Annotated in this window: 19 protein-coding genes; 12 read left to right on the forward strand and 7 right to left on the reverse strand. The window is 42.5% G+C overall.

Annotated elements, in window-relative coordinates; translation table 11 throughout:
* Positions 1 to 159 precede the first annotated feature (159 nt).
* On the reverse strand, positions 160 to 1,686 hold the full coding sequence (locus tag DQN48_RS01995; RefSeq protein ID WP_231843992.1) for a M99 family carboxypeptidase catalytic domain-containing protein: 1,527 nt from the start codon (positions 1,684 to 1,686) through the stop codon (positions 160 to 162).
* A 130-nt stretch (positions 1,687 to 1,816) separates the two neighbouring features.
* On the opposite strand from DQN48_RS01995, the gene DQN48_RS02000 reads away from it, so the two are divergent.
* The 12 genes from DQN48_RS02000 (at position 1,817) to DQN48_RS02055 (ending at position 14,336) form a co-directional block, all read left to right on the forward strand.
* Complete coding sequence (locus DQN48_RS02000; protein WP_013022713.1) at positions 1,817 to 2,359, forward strand: flagellar FLiS export co-chaperone; 543 nt, start codon at positions 1,817 to 1,819, stop codon at positions 2,357 to 2,359.
* A 49-nt stretch (positions 2,360 to 2,408) separates the two neighbouring features.
* Positions 2,409 to 3,737, forward strand: a complete 1,329-nt coding sequence (gltX, locus tag DQN48_RS02005) for a glutamate--tRNA ligase (RefSeq protein WP_041913264.1) — start codon at positions 2,409 to 2,411, stop codon at positions 3,735 to 3,737.
* Positions 3,737 to 3,970 carry a YggT family protein gene (locus DQN48_RS02010; protein ID WP_013022715.1) on the forward strand — a complete coding sequence of 78 codons (234 nt, stop codon included), beginning with the start codon at positions 3,737 to 3,739 and terminating at the stop codon, positions 3,968 to 3,970. The genes gltX and DQN48_RS02010 overlap by 1 nt, the downstream gene beginning before the upstream one ends.
* Positions 3,971 to 3,979: 9 nt before the next feature.
* The gene (locus tag DQN48_RS02015; protein WP_013022716.1) at positions 3,980 to 5,614 is read left to right on the forward strand and encodes a lytic transglycosylase domain-containing protein; all 1,635 of its coding nucleotides are present in this window, start codon (positions 3,980 to 3,982) and stop codon (positions 5,612 to 5,614) included.
* On the forward strand, positions 5,611 to 6,432 hold the full coding sequence (gene galU / locus DQN48_RS02020) for a UTP--glucose-1-phosphate uridylyltransferase GalU (protein WP_013022717.1): 822 nt from the start codon (positions 5,611 to 5,613) through the stop codon (positions 6,430 to 6,432). The genes DQN48_RS02015 and galU overlap by 4 nt, the downstream gene beginning before the upstream one ends.
* 27 nt (positions 6,433 to 6,459) lie before the next feature.
* Positions 6,460 to 6,831: a hypothetical protein gene (locus DQN48_RS02025; protein WP_170118051.1), complete on the forward strand. Its 372-nt coding sequence runs from the start codon at positions 6,460 to 6,462 to the stop codon at positions 6,829 to 6,831.
* A 13-nt stretch (positions 6,832 to 6,844) separates the two neighbouring features.
* Complete coding sequence (gene murA, locus DQN48_RS02030) at positions 6,845 to 8,110, forward strand: UDP-N-acetylglucosamine 1-carboxyvinyltransferase (protein ID WP_013022719.1); 1,266 nt, start codon at positions 6,845 to 6,847, stop codon at positions 8,108 to 8,110.
* A 9-nt stretch (positions 8,111 to 8,119) separates the two neighbouring features.
* Positions 8,120 to 9,511 (forward strand): aspartate ammonia-lyase, encoded by a 1,392-nt coding sequence (gene aspA, locus DQN48_RS02035; RefSeq protein WP_013022720.1) that lies wholly within the window; start codon positions 8,120 to 8,122, stop codon positions 9,509 to 9,511.
* Positions 9,508 to 10,143 carry a uracil-DNA glycosylase family protein gene (locus DQN48_RS02040; RefSeq protein ID WP_013022721.1) on the forward strand — a complete coding sequence of 212 codons (636 nt, stop codon included), beginning with the start codon at positions 9,508 to 9,510 and terminating at the stop codon, positions 10,141 to 10,143. The genes aspA and DQN48_RS02040 overlap by 4 nt, the downstream gene beginning before the upstream one ends.
* The gene (locus tag DQN48_RS02045) at positions 10,140 to 11,366 is read left to right on the forward strand and encodes a hypothetical protein (protein ID WP_041913063.1); all 1,227 of its coding nucleotides are present in this window, start codon (positions 10,140 to 10,142) and stop codon (positions 11,364 to 11,366) included. Before DQN48_RS02040 ends, DQN48_RS02045 begins: the two co-directional genes overlap by 4 nt.
* A 9-nt stretch (positions 11,367 to 11,375) precedes the next feature.
* Positions 11,376 to 12,932: an inorganic phosphate transporter gene (locus tag DQN48_RS02050; RefSeq protein WP_013022723.1), complete on the forward strand. Its 1,557-nt coding sequence runs from the start codon at positions 11,376 to 11,378 to the stop codon at positions 12,930 to 12,932.
* A gap of 99 nt (positions 12,933 to 13,031) precedes the next feature.
* Positions 13,032 to 14,336: a hemolysin family protein gene (locus DQN48_RS02055; protein WP_173051815.1), complete on the forward strand. Its 1,305-nt coding sequence runs from the start codon at positions 13,032 to 13,034 to the stop codon at positions 14,334 to 14,336.
* Between the two features lie 145 nt (positions 14,337 to 14,481).
* Here DQN48_RS02055 and mnmH read toward each other — a convergent pair whose 3' ends face one another.
* Genes mnmH through DQN48_RS02085 form a run of 6 tightly spaced genes read right to left on the reverse strand, consistent with a single transcriptional unit; the run spans position 14,482 to position 21,937 of the window.
* A complete protein-coding gene (mnmH, locus tag DQN48_RS02060; RefSeq protein WP_013022725.1) occupies positions 14,482 to 15,489 on the reverse strand; it encodes a tRNA 2-selenouridine(34) synthase MnmH in 1,008 nt (335 codons plus the stop codon).
* Positions 15,489 to 17,447 carry an LTA synthase family protein gene (locus tag DQN48_RS02065; RefSeq protein ID WP_013022726.1) on the reverse strand — a complete coding sequence of 653 codons (1,959 nt, stop codon included), beginning with the start codon at positions 17,445 to 17,447 and terminating at the stop codon, positions 15,489 to 15,491. The genes mnmH and DQN48_RS02065 overlap by 1 nt, the downstream gene beginning before the upstream one ends.
* Positions 17,444 to 17,992, reverse strand: coding sequence for a hypothetical protein (locus tag DQN48_RS02070; protein ID WP_013022727.1), 549 nt, complete (start codon positions 17,990 to 17,992; stop codon positions 17,444 to 17,446). The genes DQN48_RS02065 and DQN48_RS02070 overlap by 4 nt, the downstream gene beginning before the upstream one ends.
* Positions 17,992 to 19,095 (reverse strand): sialidase family protein, encoded by a 1,104-nt coding sequence (locus DQN48_RS02075; RefSeq protein WP_158303461.1) that lies wholly within the window; start codon positions 19,093 to 19,095, stop codon positions 17,992 to 17,994. Before DQN48_RS02075 ends, DQN48_RS02070 begins: the two co-directional genes overlap by 1 nt.
* Before the next feature lie 45 nt (positions 19,096 to 19,140).
* On the reverse strand, positions 19,141 to 19,650 hold the full coding sequence (locus tag DQN48_RS02080) for a chemotaxis protein CheW (RefSeq protein ID WP_013022729.1): 510 nt from the start codon (positions 19,648 to 19,650) through the stop codon (positions 19,141 to 19,143).
* Positions 19,643 to 21,937: a hybrid sensor histidine kinase/response regulator gene (locus DQN48_RS02085; RefSeq protein WP_013022730.1), complete on the reverse strand. Its 2,295-nt coding sequence runs from the start codon at positions 21,935 to 21,937 to the stop codon at positions 19,643 to 19,645. The genes DQN48_RS02080 and DQN48_RS02085 overlap by 8 nt, the downstream gene beginning before the upstream one ends.
* Positions 21,938 to 21,943: the final 6 nt, after the last annotated feature.

The following is a 21,943-nucleotide window of genomic DNA, read 5'->3' on the forward strand; positions in this document are numbered from 1 at the left end:
GCATGCCTTCCCTCCCTTTGGTATCGTGCCCCTGCTTTGTTGGCCCTGGTTGATGAAGCTTGATGAGGGCTGAGCGTTTGGATTCTGTGGATTTCAAAATCCCGTCATTTTAAAAACTAAGCAGCTTGTATTTGGTTTGGTTTCAAAAATCAAGCGACCTCAATTGATTCGGTCTTGGAAGCGGAAAAGCAGCATGCCGCTAAATGCATCGCCCTTGTAGAATTCTGCACGGTAGATTTTGCCTTTTTTGTCAATGGAAAAGCGCGGGGCGCATTCTTTTTTGCTGATCAAAATCCCCATTTCATTGGGTTTATCAGAACGATCCTTAGGAGAGACAAAGCCAATGATATTAGCCCGATATCCCGGCAGATCCAGGATTTCAAAATTTTGCTTGACAGGAATGATGCTGCCAATTTTCACTTCTTTGGTCTTCCCATCAACTTGGATTTTTAGGGTTTGGAGTGAATTATCAAAATCCAAGTATTCTGGGGAAAATTTGGTCATGACCTTGTTGCCATATTTGAGAAGCACCTGATTGTCTTTTTGCAAAAGACCTAAAATATGAGCCCTGGATTCTAGTGGGATGCTAGAGATGCTCTGCTTTGGCAGAGGGAAATAATTGAGTTCTTCACGCAGGCCATAAAGGGGCAGGGTGATGCTTTTTGCAATCCTTACATCAAGATGTGTGTCATTGATGAGATGGTAGAGGCTTTGGGGTGTGAGCTCAAAATCCCGTCTAAATTCAATGCCCAATTGCCCCAGCAACCCCTCAATGGCGAGCAAATGATAATACACACGCTTTTCTAAAGAGAGATTCTTGCTGGCCTCATTTGCAAAGGCAGATTTTTTGTTTTTGATGGCAAAAAATGTAAGTGCTTTTTCCATCTCTACATCCCCTTTAGCGGTTTTGGTGTCACGTTTGTAGTATCTGTGCTCAGGACTTAGTAAATGCGCATTGATGTGCTTGATGACATGATCTGTGATCTTCCCAAGCTCTGGGAATTTGGCATTTGTCACTACTTCCTGATCGATGATGCTACAGGATCCCCAGCGATTGGGATTTTTGTTGGGATCGATGTAAGTGGGGCGATAGAATCCGCTGCCATCATGTAGGTGCAAAACCGCATCTACCGAAGGGTCGGTAATGAGGGATTTGATGTGTCTGATAATGGGATATTCAGGGTCATTTTTATCTAGCGCGGCAAATTTGCGATTCATGTCGTCATAAATACCACGGTGATTGCGCAGTATGGAATGTTTGTTGATGGCAGGGACCACCCAAACCTCTCCCTTTTTGATCTCATAATGCATTAAAAAAATATTGGCTGCATTAAATCCTCCTGGCTCATCTCCTTGGATTCCAGCAATTAGCAAGAGTGTGGGGAAGGCATTGGGGCTTTGTTTTTTTTGTACATCAAAATCTAGAGCAAGGCTGGGAGAATTTTTTGCAGGATTTTTCTGTGTTTTTGCTGCAGAATTTTTTACCAAAGCTAGTGGGGTTTTTGTCATCACCTCTGCTGCAGAGTTTTTTTTCTCTGTTTGTTTTTTCCCTGATTTAAAGCCCATCTCAGTTTGCACCTTGGCCTCCGTCTTTGTATCTGCTTCCAAATCCACCCCTTGGGCAAAAAAGCAAAAAAACACAAAGAATAAATATGACAAAGAATTGCCCCGCTTCTGTGCTTCCATCAAAACTCCTGAAAAATGATTTATTATAACAAAAACCCAAGCTACCCGATCGCTTCGTTTTCGCTCTTTTTGTGGAATAAAAAATGCTTGTGAACTTGACATAGAAATTTTAGGATGCAAAGGGAAAAACATGGACAAAGATTTTTTAAAAACACTCAAAAAGCATTTGGATGGGATAGAGGGCGCAGAATTTGAAGTCAAAAACATGAGAAATTCTAGTAGGAAAAATCATCAATTTGGTGAGGATATCAAAAGTGCCAATGAGTTCATTGGCGCGCTGCAGGTGGTGGATATCGCGCTCAAAAAAATTCTCAATGAAGCAAAAAACATTGATGGGGAATTTGAAGAAACCAATACCCAGTATGATCGCGTGAGTTACAACATCGAGCAGCTCATTGAGAAATGCAGCTTCATGGGCATGGCACTCTTTGATGTCAATATTAGCACAAATTTTGGTGGCACAGAGATTTCCTTTGACATTGTTTCGCCTATGGCATTTATCCTGCAAAAAGACATGGAGAGCCTCTGTGGCTATGTGGGAGACAAGCGCGAGGAAATCAAACAAAAGCTAAGTCTCATCTCTGCGCGTCTGTGCGGCGAGATTCAAGAAGAGCCACAGGCTCTAAATCCCTTGGATAGTTTTGATTTCAGAGAATTTTCAAAAATGTTTTAAAGCTTGCTTTGTTTTGGTAGAATGGGCGGAATTTTTTACAAGGGTTTTTATGCTGCGCTTTGCTCCTTCACCCACTGGCGATATGCATATTGGGAATTTGCGCGCTGCGATTTTTAATTACATCATCGCCAAGCAAAGGAAAGAAAAATTTCTCATTCGCATCGAAGATACGGATTTTGCTAGAAATATTGCCGATAAAGACAAGGAAATCTTGAGCCTATTAAACCTCTTTGGGCTTTTGTGGGATGATTTGGTCTATCAGAGCCAGAATTTCTCAAAGCATCAGCATTTTGCACAAATCTTACTGGAGAAGGGTCTTGCATTTTGTTGCTATTGCACCAAGGAATTTTTGGAGCAAAAGCGCCTGGAAGCAAAGGAGGAGAAAATCCCCTTTCGCTATGAGGATGCGTGGGCAGAGTTGCAAAAAGATCAAAACACAAAGCCCGTGATTCGTCTAAGGGGCAGCGCTAGGGCGCTTGTTTTCAGAGATAGGATTAAGGGAGAGATTTGCTTTGAGCCCAGTGAGCTAGATAGCTTTGTGATCTTGCGTGAGGATGGGATCCCTACTTATAATTTTGCTTGCGCCATTGATGACATGCTCTATGATATTTCTTTCATCGTTCGCGGGGAGGATCATGTAAGCAATACCCCAAAGCAAATGCTTATCCAAAAAGATCTAGGCTATGACAAGAAGATAGAATATGCCCATTTGCCAATCATCCTAGGCCAAGATGGTAAAAAAATGAGCAAGAGGGATGCGAGCTCCTCAGTGGGATATCTTTTGAGCGAGGGTTTTTTGCCCCAGGCGATTATAAATTATCTCATTAGCATGGGTAATCACACTCCCAAAGAGGTTTTCACTTTGCAAGAGGCAGTGGAGTTTTTTGACATCAATCTCATCGCAAAATCCCCGGTGAAATTCGACCTTCCAAGACTGCGATTTTTGAATCGCGAGCACCTAAAGCGCCTCAATGAAGGGGAGATGGCATTGCTGCTAGATTCTAAAGATCTTAGCATTGGTGCATTGGCAAAATTATTTTTGCAAGAGGCTAGCACGCTTAATGAGATTCGCACAAAGATAGAGCGAATTTTCTCTCCCAAGGATATTTATTCACCTTATGAAAATCAGGATTTTTCTAAGGAATCTTTGGTGTTATTTGAGGCATTGCAAGAGATGTTATTACAAAAAGATTGCGCAAAAATGGAATATGAAGAATTCAAAAAAGAAGCCATGCAAAAAAGCACCCTCAAAGGGAAGGCGTTTTTTAAGCCCTTGAGGATTTTGCTTACGGGTGAATCTCATGGACTAGAGCTTGATGTTTTGTTTTTGTATCTGCGTCTGCATTTGAAAGAAATTTTGCGAATCAAGGAGGGGTGATGGGGATCTTGTCTTTTTTGATCAATGTGTATATTTGGATTGTAATCATCGTAAGCCTATTGTCTTTTACACGGGTGGATACCACTCATCCCATAGTGAAATTTTTGTTTCAGATCACAGAGCCTGTGTTTCATTTTTTTCGCTCTAGGCTGCCTCTGACATACCAAAATATCGATTTTACCCCCTTAGTGGTGGTTCTTCTTCTAAGCATCATCAATCATCTAATAGCCTAAGGAGTGGGGATGAAGAAGTGGAGTTTGCTTTTTTGTTTTTGTGGATGTATTTTTGCCAAAGAAATCACTATAGATTTTCTTCAAAAGCAACCCCAGGGTGTGGCGCGGGATTTTTATATTTGGTATTTTATTTCGCGGGATAAGACGAGTATTGATGAGGCAAAGGTCGCTTATGATTTGGTTTTTAAAAAAACTCCCAGGATTGAAAAGGCAATGGAAAAAAAAGGCATTATTCATGAAATGCCTCGCGATATTTATTGCAAAAAACTGGATTTTGATGCATTGAAAAAAGAAGATGCAGATTGCATCGCCTATGGAATCAAGCTAAGCCTCATTCCCACATTACCCCAAGCAGATGTAGACATACTTCTTAATGCCCTAAAAGAGGGGCATGAGAATCTCTATGATCAGATTTTGGTGTTGCGCAGTCCAAGCATATTAAATGCTCTTTTATCCACCACTCCCAAAAATTTCGCACAAATTTTTCATGGACTAAGCTATGTGCAAAAACTTGCATTATTTAACCAAGGGGATTTTGACACTCAGGCATTAAAAAAGCTTTTGGATGCCAATTTTTCTGGTGTGAACCGTGCGATAACAAAAATGATCTTAGATCCCAAATTTCATGGAATCAAAAATGCTCTGTCTGAGATTGAAGTTGGTCAATCAGATGCCAACACTTTCTTTTTGCTGGGGATGAATGAGTTGCTATTGCAAAAACCAAAGAGGGCATTGGCGTATTTTGCAAAATCTCAAAATGTGGCAATCGATCCTTTTATGCGGGATAGGGCATTGTTTTGGCAGTATCTTTTGAGTGAGGATCAGAGCTTTTTGCAGCAGGTTGCCCAAAGCACTTTTGTGGATATTTTTTCTATCTATGCCAACAAAAAACTCCAAACCACTCCCAAATATCAAATTATCTCTGATTTTGAAATTTCTGGGGAAATGCCAAAATTTGACATAAAAAACCCTTTTGTATGGCAGCAAAAAAAAACAGAGATTTCTGGACTCAGCGGACAGAAGTATGAGGACGCCCTTGAGCAATTCCACTACAAAGAAAGTCTGCCGCATCTTGTTTTTTTTCTCAATCGCAAACATCGCTACAATCATAACTATTTCATTTTTGCCTATGATGATCCCAAATTATGGAGAAGCCCCTTGCAAAAGGCTCTAGTCTATGCTGTGGCGCGTCAAGAAAGCCATTTGCTCCCCGCACTCATTTCTAGCTCTTATGCACTGGGAATGATGCAAATCATGCCCTTTAATGTGGAGCCATTTGCCAAGGATCTCAAGCTAAGAGACATTACGCTTTTTGATATGTTTGAACCAAGGATCGCGCTAAGGTTTGGAGCATTTTATCTTGACCAGCTAGAGAAGGAATTCAAACATCCCCTGTTCATCGCCTATGCTTATAACGGAGGGCCAGGGTTTTTGCGCCGCACCTTGGCAAGAAATCATTTATTTTTGAAAGACAGAAAATATGAGCCTTGGATTTCTATGGAGCTTTTGCCCTATGATGAGTCTCGTTTCTATGGGATGAGGGTGATTGCCAATTATCTCATCTATGCGCAAATGCTGGGAAAAGATATTGATGTGGAGGATTTTCTCAAGCAAACCATAAAATTTCAAAAAGGAAAGCAATGATAAAAAAATGTTTATTCCCCGCCGCAGGATATGGGACGAGATTTTTGCCTGCAACAAAGGCCATGCCAAAGGAGATGCTACCCATCCTAGATAAGCCTCTAATCCAGTATGGGGTGGAGGAAGCCATGCAGGCAGGATGTCATACGATGGCAATTGTCACAGGTCGCACCAAGCGCGCCATTGAAGATCATTTTGATATTAGCTATGAGATTGAGCACCAGATTCAGGGCACGGAAAAAGAAGCCCATCTCAAGGAGTTGCGCCAAGTCATGGATCAGTGTACCTTTTCATACACGCGACAAAATAAAATGCTAGGGCTTGGGCATGCGATCCTCACAGGAGAGGCATTGATTGGCAATGAAGCATTTGCGGTGATTTTGGCAGATGATTTGTGTGTGAATCAAGAAGAAGGAGTGCTAGCGCAGATGGTGAAGCTTTATGAACGTCATCAATGCAGCATTGTGGCCATTGAAGAGGTGGAGGCAGAACAAATTGACAAATATGGAGTGATCGCAGGTAAGGAAATTGAGCAGAATGTCTATCGGGTGGATTTCATGGTAGAAAAACCTAGGCGTGAAGAGGCTCCTAGTAATTTGGCAGTGATTGGGCGCTATATTTTAACTCCTGATATTTTTGATATCTTGCGCATCACTGAGCCTGGCAAAAAGGGTGAGATTCAGATTACGGATGCGTTGATGAAGCAGGCAAAGGCAGGAAGGGTGCTGGCTTATAAATTCAGAGGCAAGCGTTATGATTGCGGGAGTATTGCTGGTTTTGTAGAGGCCACCAATGCCCTCTATCAAAAAATCCAAGGCTAAATTAGTGTGTATGATCTTGCATTTTATTTGACTTTTTTTATCATTTGTGGACTGTTTGGTTTTCCCATGCTGCTTTTTGCAGTGTTTTTTTTGTGGCAGAGTCCCAAGCCTTCAAAAAGGCCTACTCCAGCCCAGATTATAGAGAGCGTAGAAAACACCCAGAGCGTAGAAGAGATTTCCAAGGCCTATGCAATGTTTTATGATTATTATGGCAGGATCCCAGTGGATCAAGAGGAGGGTAAGGAGTGGTTTGAGTATTTCACAAAGCTAATTAGCCTGTCAGTTGCGAGTGTTGAGATGGTGCTGGATTTGAGTGATAGGATCCAAAAGATTAACCAAGAGAGACAAAGAGAGGTCGTAGATTTGACTGCAAATATTTTGAGGACAAAGAAAAGATAAACAAGGAAGAGTTATGGATTATTTGAGGATTTTGGGGGAGCAAAAGATTGGGGGAGCGATTTGTGTTAGTGGAGCAAAAAATGCCGCCTTGCCACTTCTGGCATGCGCTCTCCTTTATGAGGAGGGGCTAAGCTTGCATCATCTCCCTGATGTGGTGGATGTCAAGACCTTGGTGCGTTTGTTGGAGTATTTGGGATGTGAGATTCTTTGGAAGGGGAGTCATCAATTATTTGTGAGTGCCAGGCGTTTGGTTCATACTAAGGCCACCTATGACATCGTGCGCAAAATGCGCGCTTCCATCCTTGTGCTAGGTCCCTTGCTTGGGAGATTTGGAAAATGTGAGGTGAGTTTGCCAGGAGGCTGTGCGATTGGTGCGCGTCCTGTGGATTTGCATATCAAAGCAATGGAGAAAATGGGCGCAGAAATTCATATTGATAATGGCTATATCATTGCCAAGGCTCCCAATGGGCTTAGGGGTGCGCATATTACATTTGACAAAATTACTGTAACGGGGACAGAGAATGTATTGATGGCTGCAGCTCTTGCCAAGGGAACCACGCAGATTCTCAATGCTGCCAAAGAGCCAGAAGTCGTGCAGCTGTGTGAGCTACTGCAACAGAGTGGGGTGAAGATAGAGGGGATTGGGAGTGATACTCTTGTGATTGAGGGCAGAGATGGCATAGCACTTCAAAGTCAAGAGATTCAAGTCATCCCAGATCGTATTGAGGCTGGGACCTATCTGTGTGCTGGTGCGATTTTGAATCAAAGGCTTGCATTAGAGAATGTAAATCCAAGGCATTTAGAGAGCATCACAGACAAGTTAGAAGAGATTGGATTTGGGATTGTGAGAAGGGAGAGTAGTGTGGAGATCTTGCCTGCTCAAAAGCGTAGAGCTTTTGAGGTAATCACCACAGAATATCCTGGATTTCCCACCGATATGCAGGCCCAATTCATGGTGCTTGCCACGCAATGTGAGGGGACTAGCGTGATTGAGGAGCGTTTGTTTGAAAATCGCTTCATGCATGTGAGCGAGCTTCAAAGACTGGGTGCACACATCACGCTAAAGGGCAAGGTTGCTCAGATCACTGGTCCAATAGAGCTTAATGGCGCGGATGTGATGGCAACGGATCTGCGTGCGAGCTCTGCTTTGGTTTTGGCCGCACTTGTTGCCAAAGGTTATACTCAAATACATAGAATTTACCATCTTGATCGCGGCTATGAGGCCATTGAGGATAAGTTGCGTCAGATTGGGATTGACATCCAAAGATTAAAAGAATAGAGGTGAAGAATGAAGACAAGAAAAGAGCATGATTTTATCGGGGAAATGGACATTAGTAATGAAGTTTATTATGGGATTCAGACATTCCGCGCGCTGGAGAATTTTTGCATCACCAGAAGAAGGCTTGGGGATTATCCCATTTTTGTCGAATCTCTAGCAAAGGTCAAAAAAGCTGCTGCGCTGGCAAATCACGAACTTGGAAAACTCGATGATAGGCTTTGTGATGCGATTTGTAGGGCCTGTGATAAGGTGATTGCTGGGGAATATCATGATCAATTTGTTGTGGATATGATCCAGGGGGGTGCGGGCACGAGTACAAATATGAATGCCAATGAGGTGATTGCAAATCTAGCCCTTGAGATCTTGGGGCATAAAAAAGGAGAGTATCAATACTGCCATCCCAATGATCATGTAAATCTCTCTCAATCCACCAATGACGCCTATCCCACCGCGCTTCGCGTTGCGCTGTATGAGCGTTTGACCAATATGACAGAATACATGAAGATCTTGCGTGATTCTCTTGCTAGGAAGAGTCATGAATTCAAACATGTCATCAAGATGGGGCGCACCCAACTCCAGGATGCTGTGCCAATGACTCTGGGTCAGGAATTCAAAACCTTTGAGCTCATGATATCTAAGGTCATTGACCGGGTTTTGGAGTCTAGAAATCTTGTGCGCATTATCAATCTTGGGGGCACTGCCATCGGCACTGGGATCAACACCCATCCAGATTACAAAAAAATCGCAGAGAAAAAGATCCAAGAGGTCACGGGTCATCCCTTCATCACCGCCCAAGATCTCATTGAGGCCACACAGAGCACAGGTGCATATGTACAGGTGAGCGGTTTGCTTAAGCGTGTGGCTGTCAAGCTCTCAAAAATCTGCAATGACTTGCGTTTGTTAAACTCTGGACCTAGAGCAGGACTTAATGAGATTAATCTACCCAAGATGCAGCCAGGCAGCTCCATCATGCCAGGCAAGGTCAATCCTGTGATTCCTGAGGTGGTGAATCAGGTATGCTTTGCAGTCATTGGAAATGACGTGGCAATCACCATGGCAGCAGAGGGTGGGCAGCTTCAGCTCAATGTCTTTGAGCCTTTGATTGCTTATAATATCTTTGAATCCATCATCATGCTCTCTCGCGCCATGGAGACCTTGGCTACAAAATGCATCGATGGAATCACTGCAAATGAAGAAATCTGCAAGAATTTCGTGCTAGGAAGTGTGGGCATCGTCACTGCACTCAATCCCTACATTGGCTATGAAAACTCCGCATCCATTGCAAAAGAATCGCTTAGCACTGGCAAAAGAGTCTATGACATCGTGCTGGAGCGCAATTTGCTGAAAAAAGAACAGCTTGATGAAATTCTTTCTTTAGACAATCTTGTCCCTCAAAGATGAAATATAGGCTCAAGCAATACCAGCAACTCAAAAAACTCTATATTCTCAAAGCTCTGGGGCAGCGCTACATAGAGCGCGCTCAAGAGCCCTCTCTAGCTCAAGATGACCAAAAAGAGGATTTGCATTCCCTGCGTCAAAAAATATTGCATTGTAGGTTCTGTGAGCGCAGCAAGATCCAAGAACCTATTTTTGGTATCTTGAATACAGCTGCACGCGTGGTTTTTGTCACTCCCACTCCCATCCTGGATGCCAAAAACCAATTCCTGCCAAATCGCAGTGCCAGGATGCTTCAAGACATCTTGACCAATGTTTTTGGTTTTGATGCTAGGGAATATGGCATTCTCTCTCTTTTAAAATGCGCAGATACCCCCATCACAAAAGAAGAATTTTTGCAGTGCCAATTACATTTTTTTGCCCAATTGCAAAAAATGCCCCATGCCATGGTTTTATGTTTTGGAGGCAAGGAGGCTTTGGATTTTTTTGATTTATTGGATCAGAATTTCTTTGGAAAGTTGATAAAATTGCGGGATCAGAGGTTTTTAATTACTTACTCTTTATTGGATTTATTGAAAAACCCCTCCCTGAAAAGAGAAACCATGCAGCACCTATCCTTGCTAAAAGAGGCTTTATGAGATTGATTTTGTTTTTTGTATTTTGTGCATTTTTGTGGAGCAAGAGCTATGTGATCTCTCCACTGCCTCCCCCGCGCCAAGAGGTTTTGGACATCAATACAAAGAAATGTGATGCTAAATGTCTCTATAAAATGTATGAGAAAAAGCGCTATTTTTCTTTTATCTCTGAATTTGACCCTGCAATCAAAGATCAAGACCTGCGCGCAAAGCTTACTTATTTGCTGGGTGAAATGAATATTTTCATGGATGCGAGTTTTTTTGAAGAAATTAAAGATGCCAAAAAAATCCGCATTGCCCTGCTTGTCCCCAAGGATGTTGTAGGGCGCTATTCTGTGATTGGGATCAATATGATTTTGGCATATCTTACCAGCAGAAATGTGACTTTTTCCTTTGAGGTATTTGATAGTAAGATCGAGGAGCCAGAGGCGCTGCACTATGCTTATGAGGAAATTCGCCAAAAGAAATTTGACTCTGTTGTGGCAATGCTTACTCAAAATGGAGTGGAGAAGTTATTGAGTGATACAAAGATTTCTTTGCCTACTTTTGTACCTACAGTCAATAAAAAACAGATAACAGATCGCCATATACCTGAAAATTTATTTTTTGGCGGGATTGATTACAAAGAGCAGATTCAGATGCTCTATGACTTTGCCAAAAGCGACGCTGTGGTGGAATACAATGATACCAGCAATATTGGAAGGTGGCTTGCAGACTTGAGTAAGCAGGCTGGCTTTCCTATCATATTTCAAGAATCCATCAATAACGAAAAGGCTGCGCGTTTTTCCAAAGAGATCAAAAAACAAGTTGAGATCCTCAAAGAAAGCGATGTTTTGTTAAATATCCCTGTAATCAAAACAGGCCTCATCCTCCCTCAAATTGGTTTTTTAGAAGAGGGTCCCAAGCGCTTCTTTTCCACTCAGATCAATTATAATCCCTCGCTTTTGATGCTAGTTAAACCCAAAGATCGGGTGAATTTCTATGTGGTCAATGCCATTGGCAAGGCGGATAATTATCTTGTTGGTTATGGGCTTTTGCTAGGCAGTGATTTGCAATATGATTGGGTGAGTTATTCCATTGGCATTGGGGTGGAGATGTTTTTTTTGAATCGCGGCGAAAAGATTCGCAAATTTTTCTCTGAAACCCTGCAAGATGGGCAGGTCCAATATGTCAACAAAATCTACCGCACACAGAAAAATAATTTTCAAGAAATGCAGCAACAATAAGGAGTGCTGGTGAGTAGCAAGCTGAAAAAAAGACAACAAACCCAAAAAGAAATTCAAAGAGGCGCGCTTGTCTTCTTTTTTATCTTGGGGGTGGCATTTTTGGGTGCACAATTTGGCAATATCGCTTACCATCCTTTTTTGGTGATTTTTTCCTGTGTGATTGGTGCGTACATGGCCATGAACATCGGTGCCAATGATGTGGCCAATAATGTGGGGCCTGCAGTGGGTTCTAAATCTATCAGCATGTTTGGAATCATTATCATTGCTGCTATTTGTGAGTTGGCAGGAGCGATTTTGGCAGGAGCAGATGTAATTAATACGCTCAAATCTGGGATCATCGATCCTTTGGGATTTCATGATGCTAAGGTTTTTGTCCTAGTGATGCTCTCAGCCCTCATTGCTGGTGCTCTATGGTTGCATCTAGCCACAGTAATCAAGGCTCCTGTCTCTACCACGCATTCCATCGTAGGCGGGATTTTGGGCGCAGGGATTGCTGGGGGTGGAATGGAAGTGGCCAAATGGAATGTGCTTTTAGAGATTGGCGCAAGCTGGGTGATCTCGCCATTGCTTGGGGGTTTGATTGCTGCGGGGTTTTTGTTTTTTATCAAAAAAACCATCACCTATCAACAGGATAAAAAGCAAGCTGCCAAAAAAATTGTCCCTCTTTTGATGTGTTTTATGACCTTTGTCTTTAGTCTCTATCTGATTTATAAAGGCCTCAAAAATGTCATCAAAATCCCACCTCTTGGGTCTTTTGGCATTAGCTTTGCCTTGGGCTTATTGGTGTACATTGTGCTAAAGCCTTATTTTGAGAGGAAGGTTGGGAAGCTAGAAAACACCAAGGATGCAATAAATAAGCTTTTTTCCCTTCCTCTTGTGGTAGCAGCGGCATTTTTAAGCTTCGCACATGGGGCCAATGATGTAGCCAATGCCATTGGCCCGCTTGCTGCAATCAATCAAATGCTGGGGAATCTTGATGGGGTGAGTACTGAGGCAAGCATTCCTTTTTGGATCATGGTTATTGGGGGATTTGGCATTGCTCTAGGACTAGCACTCTATGGTCCAAGGCTTATTAAGACTGTGGGCTGTGAGATTACTGAGCTCAACAAAATCCGTGCATTTTGTGCGGCCATGAGTGCTGCTATCACCGTGCTTATTGCCTCTGCTCTTGGGCTTCCTGTGAGCTCGACTCATATTGCTATTGGGGCGATTTTTGGGATAGGATTTTTGCGAGAATATCTCAAAAGACGTTATGGAAAGATGCTCCAAACCATACAGGATGCTCATAGCACTAAGAGCGAACTTGATTTTTTTATGGAAAAATTTCGCAAAGCAAGCGTGAAGCGCAAGGGATTCATGCTAGAGAGTCTCAAAAAAAATAAGCAGCAAGAAATCCTGCTAGCAAAAAAACAAAAAAAGGTGCTGAAAAAAGTCTACAAAGAGGAGTTAGTCAAGCGCAGTGCGATCAAAAAAATCATCGCATCCTGGCTCATCACAGTCCCCGTGTCTGCCGTGTTCTCGGCACTCATCTATTGGATTTTATCCACAAGTAAGCTCGCTTTTTAAGATTCTGTGATACAATAGCGCCACTTCAGGCAGGGCTTTGTTAATCGCTGAAAAGCTCAAATTTAAGGAGTACTTTTGGACCCCTACCACTCGGTTTTAATGTTATTTGTGACAGTGCTTCTGGTGTTTCTGAATGGCTTTTTTGTGCTTTCAGAGTTTGCGATGGTCAAGGTGAGAAAAACAAGACTAGAGGAATTGGTAAAAGCCAAGGCTATCAATGCAGGTCTAGCACTAAAAATCATTGGCAACCTTGATACATATTTGAGCGCCACGCAGTTAGGGATTACTTTTTCTTCTTTGGCATTAGGTTGGATTGGAGAGCCAGCCATCGCCCAGCTCCTCAATGTTCTTTTCATAGATTTTTTTGGAAATAATGGCATCTTGTTGCACACTCTTAGTTTTGCCATCACATTTGTGTTTATCACTTTGTTGCATGTGGTGCTTGGAGAAATCGTCCCCAAATCCATCGCCATCGCCAAGGCTGAGCGCTGCGCTCTCATTGTTGCGCGTCCCCTGCATTATTTTTGGGTGGTGTTTTATCCCATCATTTGGCTTTTTGATCGCCTGGCAGGATTTTTCCTACGTCGCTTTGGCGTTAAGCAGGCCAAGGAGCATGAGAGTGTGCATTCTGAAGAAGAGCTTAAAATCATCGTGGGAGAGAGCTTGAAAGAGGGGTTGATTGATTCGATTGAGGGGGAGATTATCAAAAATGCAGTGGATTTTTCTGATACCACTGCCAAAGAGATTATGACCCCTCGCAAGGATATGATTTGCTTGGATGCAGAGAAGAGTTATGAGGAAAATATCCAGACTGTTCTTGAGACACGCCACACACGCTATCCCTATTATGAGGGGAGTAAGGATAATATTTTGGGCATGATTCACATCCGTGATCTGCTCAAAAATACTCTGACCTGCAAAAAAACTGATCTCAAAAGTATTTTGCGCGAGATGATCATCGTGCCAGAGACTGTTTCCATCGCCCAAGTCCTTAGCAAGATGAACAAAGAGCAGCGCCATACTGCATTAGTGGTGGATGAATATGGCGGTACAGCCGGGCTGCTTACCATGGAGGATATCATCGAGGAGATTATGGGGGATATTGCTGATGAATATGATGAGCGCATAGAGGAGCATTATAAAATCGATGAGGACACTTATGTATTTGATGGAATGATGGATTTAGAGAGTATTGAGGAGATTTGTGATATTGCATTTGATGATTCTTGTGATCAAGTCACCATTGGAGGGTATGTGTTTAGTTTGCTAGGACGCTTGCCTGTGGTGGGCGATGTAATTAAGGATTCTAATTGCAAATTTGAGGTGTGTGAAATGGATGGGGCAAGGATTAAAAAACTCAAGCTTAAGTGCATCTTAGAGCCTCAAGACCCAGAACAAAGCTAAGTTCCCTTCCTGTTTGGCGCAGAGATTCTCATCAAAAATCCATATCTAAACATATTCCATTTTCAGCAGCTACTCCCCCTAAATCTTGATCCCACCCTCTAGTGCATTGCAAGAATGGAACCCATTGGCGTGCAGTTCAAGTGGCTTAGTGCTTGGTTGGTGGGGTTGAAAATTTTTCGCGCAGGCGTTGCAAAAAGTCAATGGAGTCTTTAAGATTTGTGTGGTGTAATTCATAGCTAAAGTTAGATTTTTTGTAGACCCTGTCGTAATACTGGGTAATCAAAAGCCTTGTGGTTTGCTTGAGATCTCCAAGCTCAAAGGCTCTATGGATGGTATCAAAAGTCTCTTTGTTCATATAGGATTGGATTTTTTGCATGGCTTTAGAAAATTGTGCTGCTGGGATGGGGTGATAGAGCTTGATGATGCGCTCTATGCGCGATTGCAATGATGCATTCACAAAAACTTTAGGTGCATTTTGATAGCATTCAAAGATCTTACGTGGCACGATAAGATTTCCTAGCCTCTTGCTCTCTGCCTCGATAAACAATGGCTGGGGTTTTGTATGAATTTCATGGGCAATGAGATTTTCAAACATCTTTTGACTAGGCTGGGGGCCGAGCTCTTTGGTAGCAATATCTCCAAAGCTTGAGCCATAATGATGGGCTAGGGATTCTAGGTGGATGCACTGCTCTTTGAGTGCTTCTAAAATCTCGCTTTTTCCACATCCCGTAGGGCCAGAGAGTGTGATGAATTGAACGGGTTTTTCTAGGGTCTCTAGCACAAAGGTGCGGTAGCTTTTATACCCGCCCTGCAGTTTTGTCACTTGGAAATTGAGATTTTTTAAGACCTCATAGAGAGCCTGGCTTCTTTTGCCTCCGCGCGCGCAATAAATGAGGATTTTGTATTTGTGCTGCAGGGGGATATGAGACTCCCTGCTGGCAACTTTTTGTAAAAATTTGGCGATATTTTGGCATGCTAGGCTTGCTCCCAAAAGATTTGCTTGCAGCATGTTTTGGTGGTAGAGAGTTCCGATTTTTTGAAATTGCTCATCTTCAAGTACGGGCATGTTGTAAGCATGGGGAATGTGAGAGTGTTTGTATTCTAGGGGAGTGCGCACATCAATAATGAGGTCAAAGTCTTTGTAATTATCCATTAATCCACCTTAGAGCCCTTAAAGATCAAATACCAGCTAATTGCACGCGCAAGATCTAAGCGCTCATATTCTTTTTTTGCAGATTCTAGCAAGGTAGGATTTTTGTTTTTGGCGTAGTAATAATGCTCTTTTGGGTTATAGATGAGCTCGGGAGTCGCGATGGCAAAATACCCCAATGCAATATGATTATTAAGCTTAAAATCAGGATTGTTGCTAGCAAGGGGCTTACCAAAGCTCGCATAAGAAAAGTCTTTGGGTGCAATGAGTTCAAGGATTGTCGCAGAAATATCTATATGGGATCCAACAGAAGTGGTTTTGTGCATGTTGAGGGTAGGAGCATAGAGGATGAGGGGGACTTGCTTGGTGATAGAGAGATTGGGATCTTTGGGACTAAAATGTCCATAATGATCCCCAGTAATAACAAAAAGACTATCAGGATATTTAGCGCTCATTTCTCGGATAAACCTTGCTAATATGCGATCTGCATAATAAATATGCCCTAGGATCTTGGGGTCAATTTCAAGTTGATTTTCTTTGACAAATTGTTGGATTTTTTCCATTGGCACATGATAACTCTGCAGGGGGATATCAAAGGGCTGGTGATTGGAGGTTGTCATAATCATATTAAAACTGGGAGCATCTGTAGTGTTTTCTAAAATAAAATCAAACAGCACTGCATCGCTATATCCCCAGACATTGTGGTAGGGGGTGGGATAGGATTTTTTGGTATTGTGGAGAAAATTTTCTAGATTTTTATCATCAAAAAATTCTCTAAAGCCCTGCAAGAGACTAAGGGTTTGGAGTTTTTGCCAGCGACCACTCCCTCCATAAAAAAATGCGGTTTTATAACCAAGTTGATTCATAGCATAAGGAATGGCAGTCTGGAATTTGGGCAGAATTCCTAGCAAGCTTTGTAGAGGGATATCTAATTGAAATAGCCCTGTGATTTGGGTTTCTAGGCTTTTGGCAGTAGAGGGGGCATTTTCTAGAAATGGTTCAAAATAAATTGCGTGCGGGCTTTTAAGCAGGGCTTTTGTCTGGCTAACAAGATGGATTGCATCATACAAGGAGTCATAAAACCATTGGCTCATACTTTCTGCAACAATATAAAAAATATGACGGATTTTGGTGTTTGAGGTATTGTGAGAGTGCTGCTCTAGCAATTTATAAATGTCTAACTGCCCTTGTTCATTTGAAAGGTTGAAATATTTGCCTAGGATTTCTCTGATATCTCCAGTGGCAAAATCCTGCATTTTAGAGTTTTTGATGATTTTATAGCCTTTGTAAACCAGATAAAGGGAGCGATAGGAATCTGTGGTGATTTTACGCAAGAATGGATTTTCGCAAGGAATTAATTGCTGATCAAGGGAATGGATTTTTATGCCAAATGAGGAGCTAAGCATCATGGTAAGCAAAGCACAAAGCACAAAAAATAACCCTAGACTGGGGAATAGATGCAAAGAGATTGTGGAAGCATCGATGCGGCGCATGCAAAATTTATAGATAAAAATCATCAAAAAACTTGCAAGCAGCCAAATGATGACTTTGATACTGATATCATAATTTCCTGAGAATCCCGTAGCAAGAATTGCACCACGATCATCAAAAACAAGTCCTAAGAGATTGGTGTCATAGGGTTCTTGATAGATTGTGTAAAAAAGCATATTTCCCATACCAAGAAAAATACTAAGAGAAAAGACAAATCCCGCATAATAGATGAGAAAACGATTTTTTGGCAGGAAGCTAAGAAACAGATACAAGATTGCAAATGCTGCAATATTGCGATTATCATACATCCCTCCATTATAAAAGCCTCTCAAGAGATCCCCCCAAGTAAAGGCCCCTAATTCCTGATGATAGACTCCTACATAGAGGATAAAAGCCCCACGCAATAAAACAAATAAGATTACAAGCAAGAGAGCAAAAACAAATGTTTTGCAGATATTTTTAAAAATCATTTTTTTGTTTTCTTCTTATAAAAAATAATTTTTAAAAACGCAAAAAGAAGGCTTAGAGGATCAAAGAAATAATCAAGAATTTGATAAGAAGGAAAGAGCTTGATGGCACAGGCAAGCAAGGAAAGCAGATATAACAAAGCCAAAACCCGATCAAAAAAATAAGCCACCAGAGTAAAAGCACAGACAAAAACTAGCGCAAAATATGGCGGCCAATAATAAAGTGGCAGAGGGATGATGTCAAGATAGCACAGGAAAAAAACAAGATTTGCAATGAGTAAAAACACATATCCACGCAAAGAAATCAGTACATGCTTCTTGTTCTGGGTCTTTTCTAGCAATAAGATGACGCAAAAGCCAAGGGTGGTGAAACTTAGAGGCCCAAGGAAGCTAAAGAGGATGTCATTGATGCTAAGATGCCATCCAAAAAATAGCGGGAGATTGCAAAAAATCCCAATCAAAAACAGGAGGAAAATTTGTGTGATGCGCCCAGAAATAGGCAGGCTGGCCACTCCAGCCAAAATGGGTAGGGTGAAGAGGGAGTGCATCACCGCGCTCCCTCCAAAGCATCCATGTCTATCCTCACATAGCGAATGAATTTGCGATCAAATGTGTAGGTGACATGCAAAATGCCATGCGGATCCATCCATGCGGTGGGGTAGCTGACCTCTCCCTTTTGTGTGGGCGTGGAATCGATGTCAAAAAGCTTCTCAAACACTTCAGGGCTCTGCATTTTTGAGAGTGTGAGTTTGCCGCGGTTGGAGTTATGGAGGGGGGTATTGTGCAAAAGATAGACCTGTTTGTTTAGTGCAAAGAGATTGAGAGAATTGTCGTAATTCTTGAGATTTGTGGGGGTGAGTGGGCCATATTTTAGGTTATTATCACAGGTTTGGGTATAGAGGATATTTTTGGCTTTTTTGTTGGCGCGATATGCTAGCATGCAGGAAGTTTGGCTGATGCTAGTGAGCGAGGGTTGCAAAAGCCCATTGAGGTGATTGGGCTGGGAGGTCATCAAGAGATTTCCCCTAGCATCAAAAACGAGATTGATGGGATATTTGGTGGCAAGTTCATGATAAATAGGCAGAATGAACCCCTTTTCTTGTGTACTTAAGGTAATTTCCACGGGACGAGTGCGCACTAGATTGCTGATGTTGAGAAAGGGGCTTAGATGCAGGGCCTTTTGGAAGACAAAGGTGGGGATGGCGCCTTTGTTTTCTGCGCTGTAGTGATAAATTTTACTTGTCGCCCATCCTCCAATACTCACCCCAACCACAAAAAGATGGAGAGTATCGCCCAGGGTGTAGAGCACGGGATTGCCAAGTTTTGCAATATATTCTCTGCTATCTTGCATAAGCATGAAGCGATCGAGGATTTTGAAGGGTTGCTGCCATTTTTTGGAGTAGGCAGATTCCAAAATACTGCCATAGATGGCCACATCAGCTGCCCCCTCCCTGCTGCCAGCAAAAAATGCTACCAATAGGGAGTTGTCACGAATGGGAGTGATGGTGCTAGAATGCGCAGAGGCAGCATCTGGGGGCATGGGAATATCGCTACGATAGGTTTCTTTGCTGTTTTTTGATGGTTCTTGATTTAGGGAGATGGAGTCAAAGGTGAATTTTGGCGTCTTTGGGATGCCCAGAAATGTGAGCACCCCAAGTGCTAAAACGGAGCAAAAAAAGAAAAAAAAATACCTCATTTAAAAAGTTTTTTTCAATAAAATCTCTGTTTTTAGGATGGTGATGAGGCGATTGTCTCTCTTGCCAATGCCCTGCATGCTTTGCATGAGATTTTCTTGCTCATCAAAGCTCTCAGGGATGGAATCGATCTCAGAATGCTTGAGGCGAATGGCTTCTGTGAGTTTGTCGATTACAAAGCCCGCTGTCTTATCTTCATGTTTGATCACAAGGTAGCGTGTGTCCTTGTCCTGAGCAATAGCAGAGAGTCCAAATTTGAGACGTAGGTTGATGAGGGGGAATACATTACCGCGTAGGTTGAAGACCCCCAATACATAGTTAGGAGTGCCAGGGACGCGCGTATATTCGATGGGTTTGACGATTTCAATGACATTCAAAATGGGGATGGCAAATTCCTCATCCCCCACCACAAATCCAATGACTTGCAGGGTGTCCTCGATGTTTTCTTTTTCGCTATTTTTCGTATAGTTTTGCTGTTTTTTCAAAACTTCTTTGAGGTTTGTTTCAGTCATTTTTCTCTCCTAGTTCGTTCATATTGATATTGCGTTTGACGATGTTTACGAGATATTCCTGTGTGTAGGGTTTTGTGAGATATTCTGTGATGCCCGATTCCACGCCTCGCATTCTATCCTCCCTGCTTGATCTGCTAGTTAGGGCGATAAGGGGTAGGTTTTTGAATTTGTTAAATTTGCGAATTTCCCCAGCAAGCGTGTAGCCATCCATTTTTGGCATTTCAATATCTAGTAGTACCGCATCAAATTTCTTTTCGCTATTTTTAAGGAGTTCAAGACCTTCTAGGCCGTTGGTGGCCTCTTTGATGGTGATGCCAAGTGGACTTAGGAATTTTTTGGCGATGCCTCGATCTGTGGCGCTGTCATCCACGATGAGCAAAACATAATCGCTTGGCTGCTGTTTGATATTTGTAGCATCTGCATCATCCATGAGCTGATTGATATTGACTTTTACTTCTTTTGCCATTGTGATGAGTGCTGGCACATCTACAATGAGCGTGATCTTGCCATCCCCGCGCACAGTAGCCCCAGCAATGCCCGCAGTGCCCTTGAGATAATACCCTAGAGATTTGATTACGACCTCTTCTTGTCCGATGAGATAATCCACGATGATTCCGACTTTTTGATCGGCGATGCCAATGATGACTACATAGACTTCATTGATATTTTCCAGTGCGCAATCCACGCCAAAAATATCTGCCAAGCGTACAAGAGAAAGCACCTCATCTCTAAGGCGCAAGACACTCTTGCCATTGATGGTATAGATCTCCTCCTGGCTGACTTTGACAGTCTCTAATACTGAGGAGAGAGGGATGGCATAGTATTCTTCCTGTACACCTACAAGTAGAGCTTGAATGATTGCTAGGGTGAGTGGGATCTTTAGCTTCATAATCGTTCCCACATTTTTTTCAGATTCGATTTCAATCATCCCATTGAGTTGCTCAATGTTGGTCTTTACCACATCCATCCCCACACCACGTCCAGAGATATTTGTGATTGAGGAGGCAGTGGAAAATCCTGGCTTTAGGATGATGGAATAGGCCTCTTTGTCACTGAGACCATCTGCTTCGGCTTGGGTGATGAGATTTTTTTCTACAGCCTTGCGCTTGAGCATCTCAGGATCTAGCCCCTTGCCATCATCTTGGATTTTTATTACGATGTGATTGCCCTCATTGTAGGCGCTGAGATTGATTATCCCTGTGGGATCCTTTCCTTTTTCTTGGCGGTCATCTGGGGATTCGATTCCGTGATCGCAGGCATTGCGGATGATGTGCACGAGTGGATCTCCGATTTCTTCGACAATGGACTTGTCTAGCTCATTTTCCTCTCCACTGATGACAAGTTCGATTTTTTTGTCCAGATCGCGTGCGAGATCTCGCACCATCCTTGGAAACTTATTAAACACCTTGCTGATGGGTAGCATCCTTGTTTTCATGACGGCAAGCTGCAAATCCGTGGTAACTGTAGATACAGAAGATACGACCTGATTGAGTTCTTCGAGAAATTTCTCTCCATCATAGCGCTCCTCTACATCTCCATAAATCCTAAGCAAGCGATTCTTGCCAAGCACGAGCTCTCCGATGAGATTCATCAAATGATCCAGTCTTGTGACATCCACGCGTATGGTTTGCTCAATAATATTGCCTCTTGCTTCTTTTCCATTATTTGCACCGGAATTTGCAGGAGTGTTTTGCTCAGCTTTTTTGGCAGCTTCTTCTTGATTGCGTTTCTTCGCACGTTTTGCCTTGTCGCTTTCTTGGCGTTCATGAAGCAATCGAGCAATCTCCTCCTCAACTTCTTGGGCATTCATCTTGGAATAATCCACATTTTCCTCTGGCTCAGCTTTCTTGGTTTTGGAGGTGGATTTTTTGGCGGGGGTGCTTTCTTTTTGGTAGTTGCCATCCTGGATGGCTTGGAGATGAGTTACGCATTCTTCAATGTCAATGCCGCTATCTGCATCGGTTTTGTTTACTCGGATGGCCTTTAGCAGCCCCTTCATCAGATCCACAGACTCCAAAATAACATCCATGATATCAGAGGTGATCTCAAGCTCATTTTTTCGTGCCTTGTCTAGGACAAATTCCATATTATGAGTGAGACTGGTTAGTACATCAAAATTCAGAAAGGAGCCAGATCCTTTGATAGTGTGTGCAACTCTAAAGATTTTGTTGAGCAGATCTAGATCTTTGGGGTTATGTTCCAATTCCACAAGATCTTGATCTAATTGATCAATCATTTCAAATGCTTCAATCAGAAAATCTTCCATTATTTCTTGCATCTCTTCCATTATCCA

This window comes from Helicobacter mustelae (assembly GCF_900476215.1).
Taxonomy (GTDB): domain Bacteria; phylum Campylobacterota; class Campylobacteria; order Campylobacterales; family Helicobacteraceae; genus Helicobacter_H; species Helicobacter_H mustelae.

Bases quoted from the DNA above. Each gene is read 5' to 3' on its own strand.
- DQN48_RS02085 (WP_013022730.1), bottom strand. From the start codon at position 21,937: ATGGAAGAGATGCAAGAAATAATGGAAGATTTTCTGATTGAAGCATTT.
- gltX (WP_041913264.1), top strand. From the start codon at position 2,409: ATGCTGCGCTTTGCTCCTTCACCCACTGGCGATATGCATATTGGGAAT.
- DQN48_RS02010 (WP_013022715.1), top strand. From the start codon at position 3,737: ATGGGGATCTTGTCTTTTTTGATCAATGTGTATATTTGGATTGTAATC.
- DQN48_RS02000 (WP_013022713.1), top strand. From the start codon at position 1,817: ATGGACAAAGATTTTTTAAAAACACTCAAAAAGCATTTGGATGGGATA.
- murA (WP_013022719.1), top strand. From the start codon at position 6,845: ATGGATTATTTGAGGATTTTGGGGGAGCAAAAGATTGGGGGAGCGATT.
- aspA (WP_013022720.1), top strand. From the start codon at position 8,120: ATGAAGACAAGAAAAGAGCATGATTTTATCGGGGAAATGGACATTAGT.
- DQN48_RS02015 (WP_013022716.1), top strand. From the start codon at position 3,980: ATGAAGAAGTGGAGTTTGCTTTTTTGTTTTTGTGGATGTATTTTTGCC.
- DQN48_RS02080 (WP_013022729.1), bottom strand. From the start codon at position 19,650: ATGACTGAAACAAACCTCAAAGAAGTTTTGAAAAAACAGCAAAACTAT.
- DQN48_RS02045 (WP_041913063.1), top strand. From the start codon at position 10,140: ATGAGATTGATTTTGTTTTTTGTATTTTGTGCATTTTTGTGGAGCAAG.
- DQN48_RS02070 (WP_013022727.1), bottom strand. From the start codon at position 17,992: ATGCACTCCCTCTTCACCCTACCCATTTTGGCTGGAGTGGCCAGCCTG.
- DQN48_RS02040 (WP_013022721.1), top strand. From the start codon at position 9,508: ATGAAATATAGGCTCAAGCAATACCAGCAACTCAAAAAACTCTATATT.
- DQN48_RS02055 (WP_173051815.1), top strand. From the start codon at position 13,032: ATGTTATTTGTGACAGTGCTTCTGGTGTTTCTGAATGGCTTTTTTGTG.
- mnmH (WP_013022725.1), bottom strand. From the start codon at position 15,489: ATGGATAATTACAAAGACTTTGACCTCATTATTGATGTGCGCACTCCC.
- galU (WP_013022717.1), top strand. From the start codon at position 5,611: ATGATAAAAAAATGTTTATTCCCCGCCGCAGGATATGGGACGAGATTT.
- DQN48_RS02065 (WP_013022726.1), bottom strand. From the start codon at position 17,447: ATGATTTTTAAAAATATCTGCAAAACATTTGTTTTTGCTCTCTTGCTT.
- DQN48_RS01995 (WP_231843992.1), bottom strand. From the start codon at position 1,686: ATGGAAGCACAGAAGCGGGGCAATTCTTTGTCATATTTATTCTTTGTG.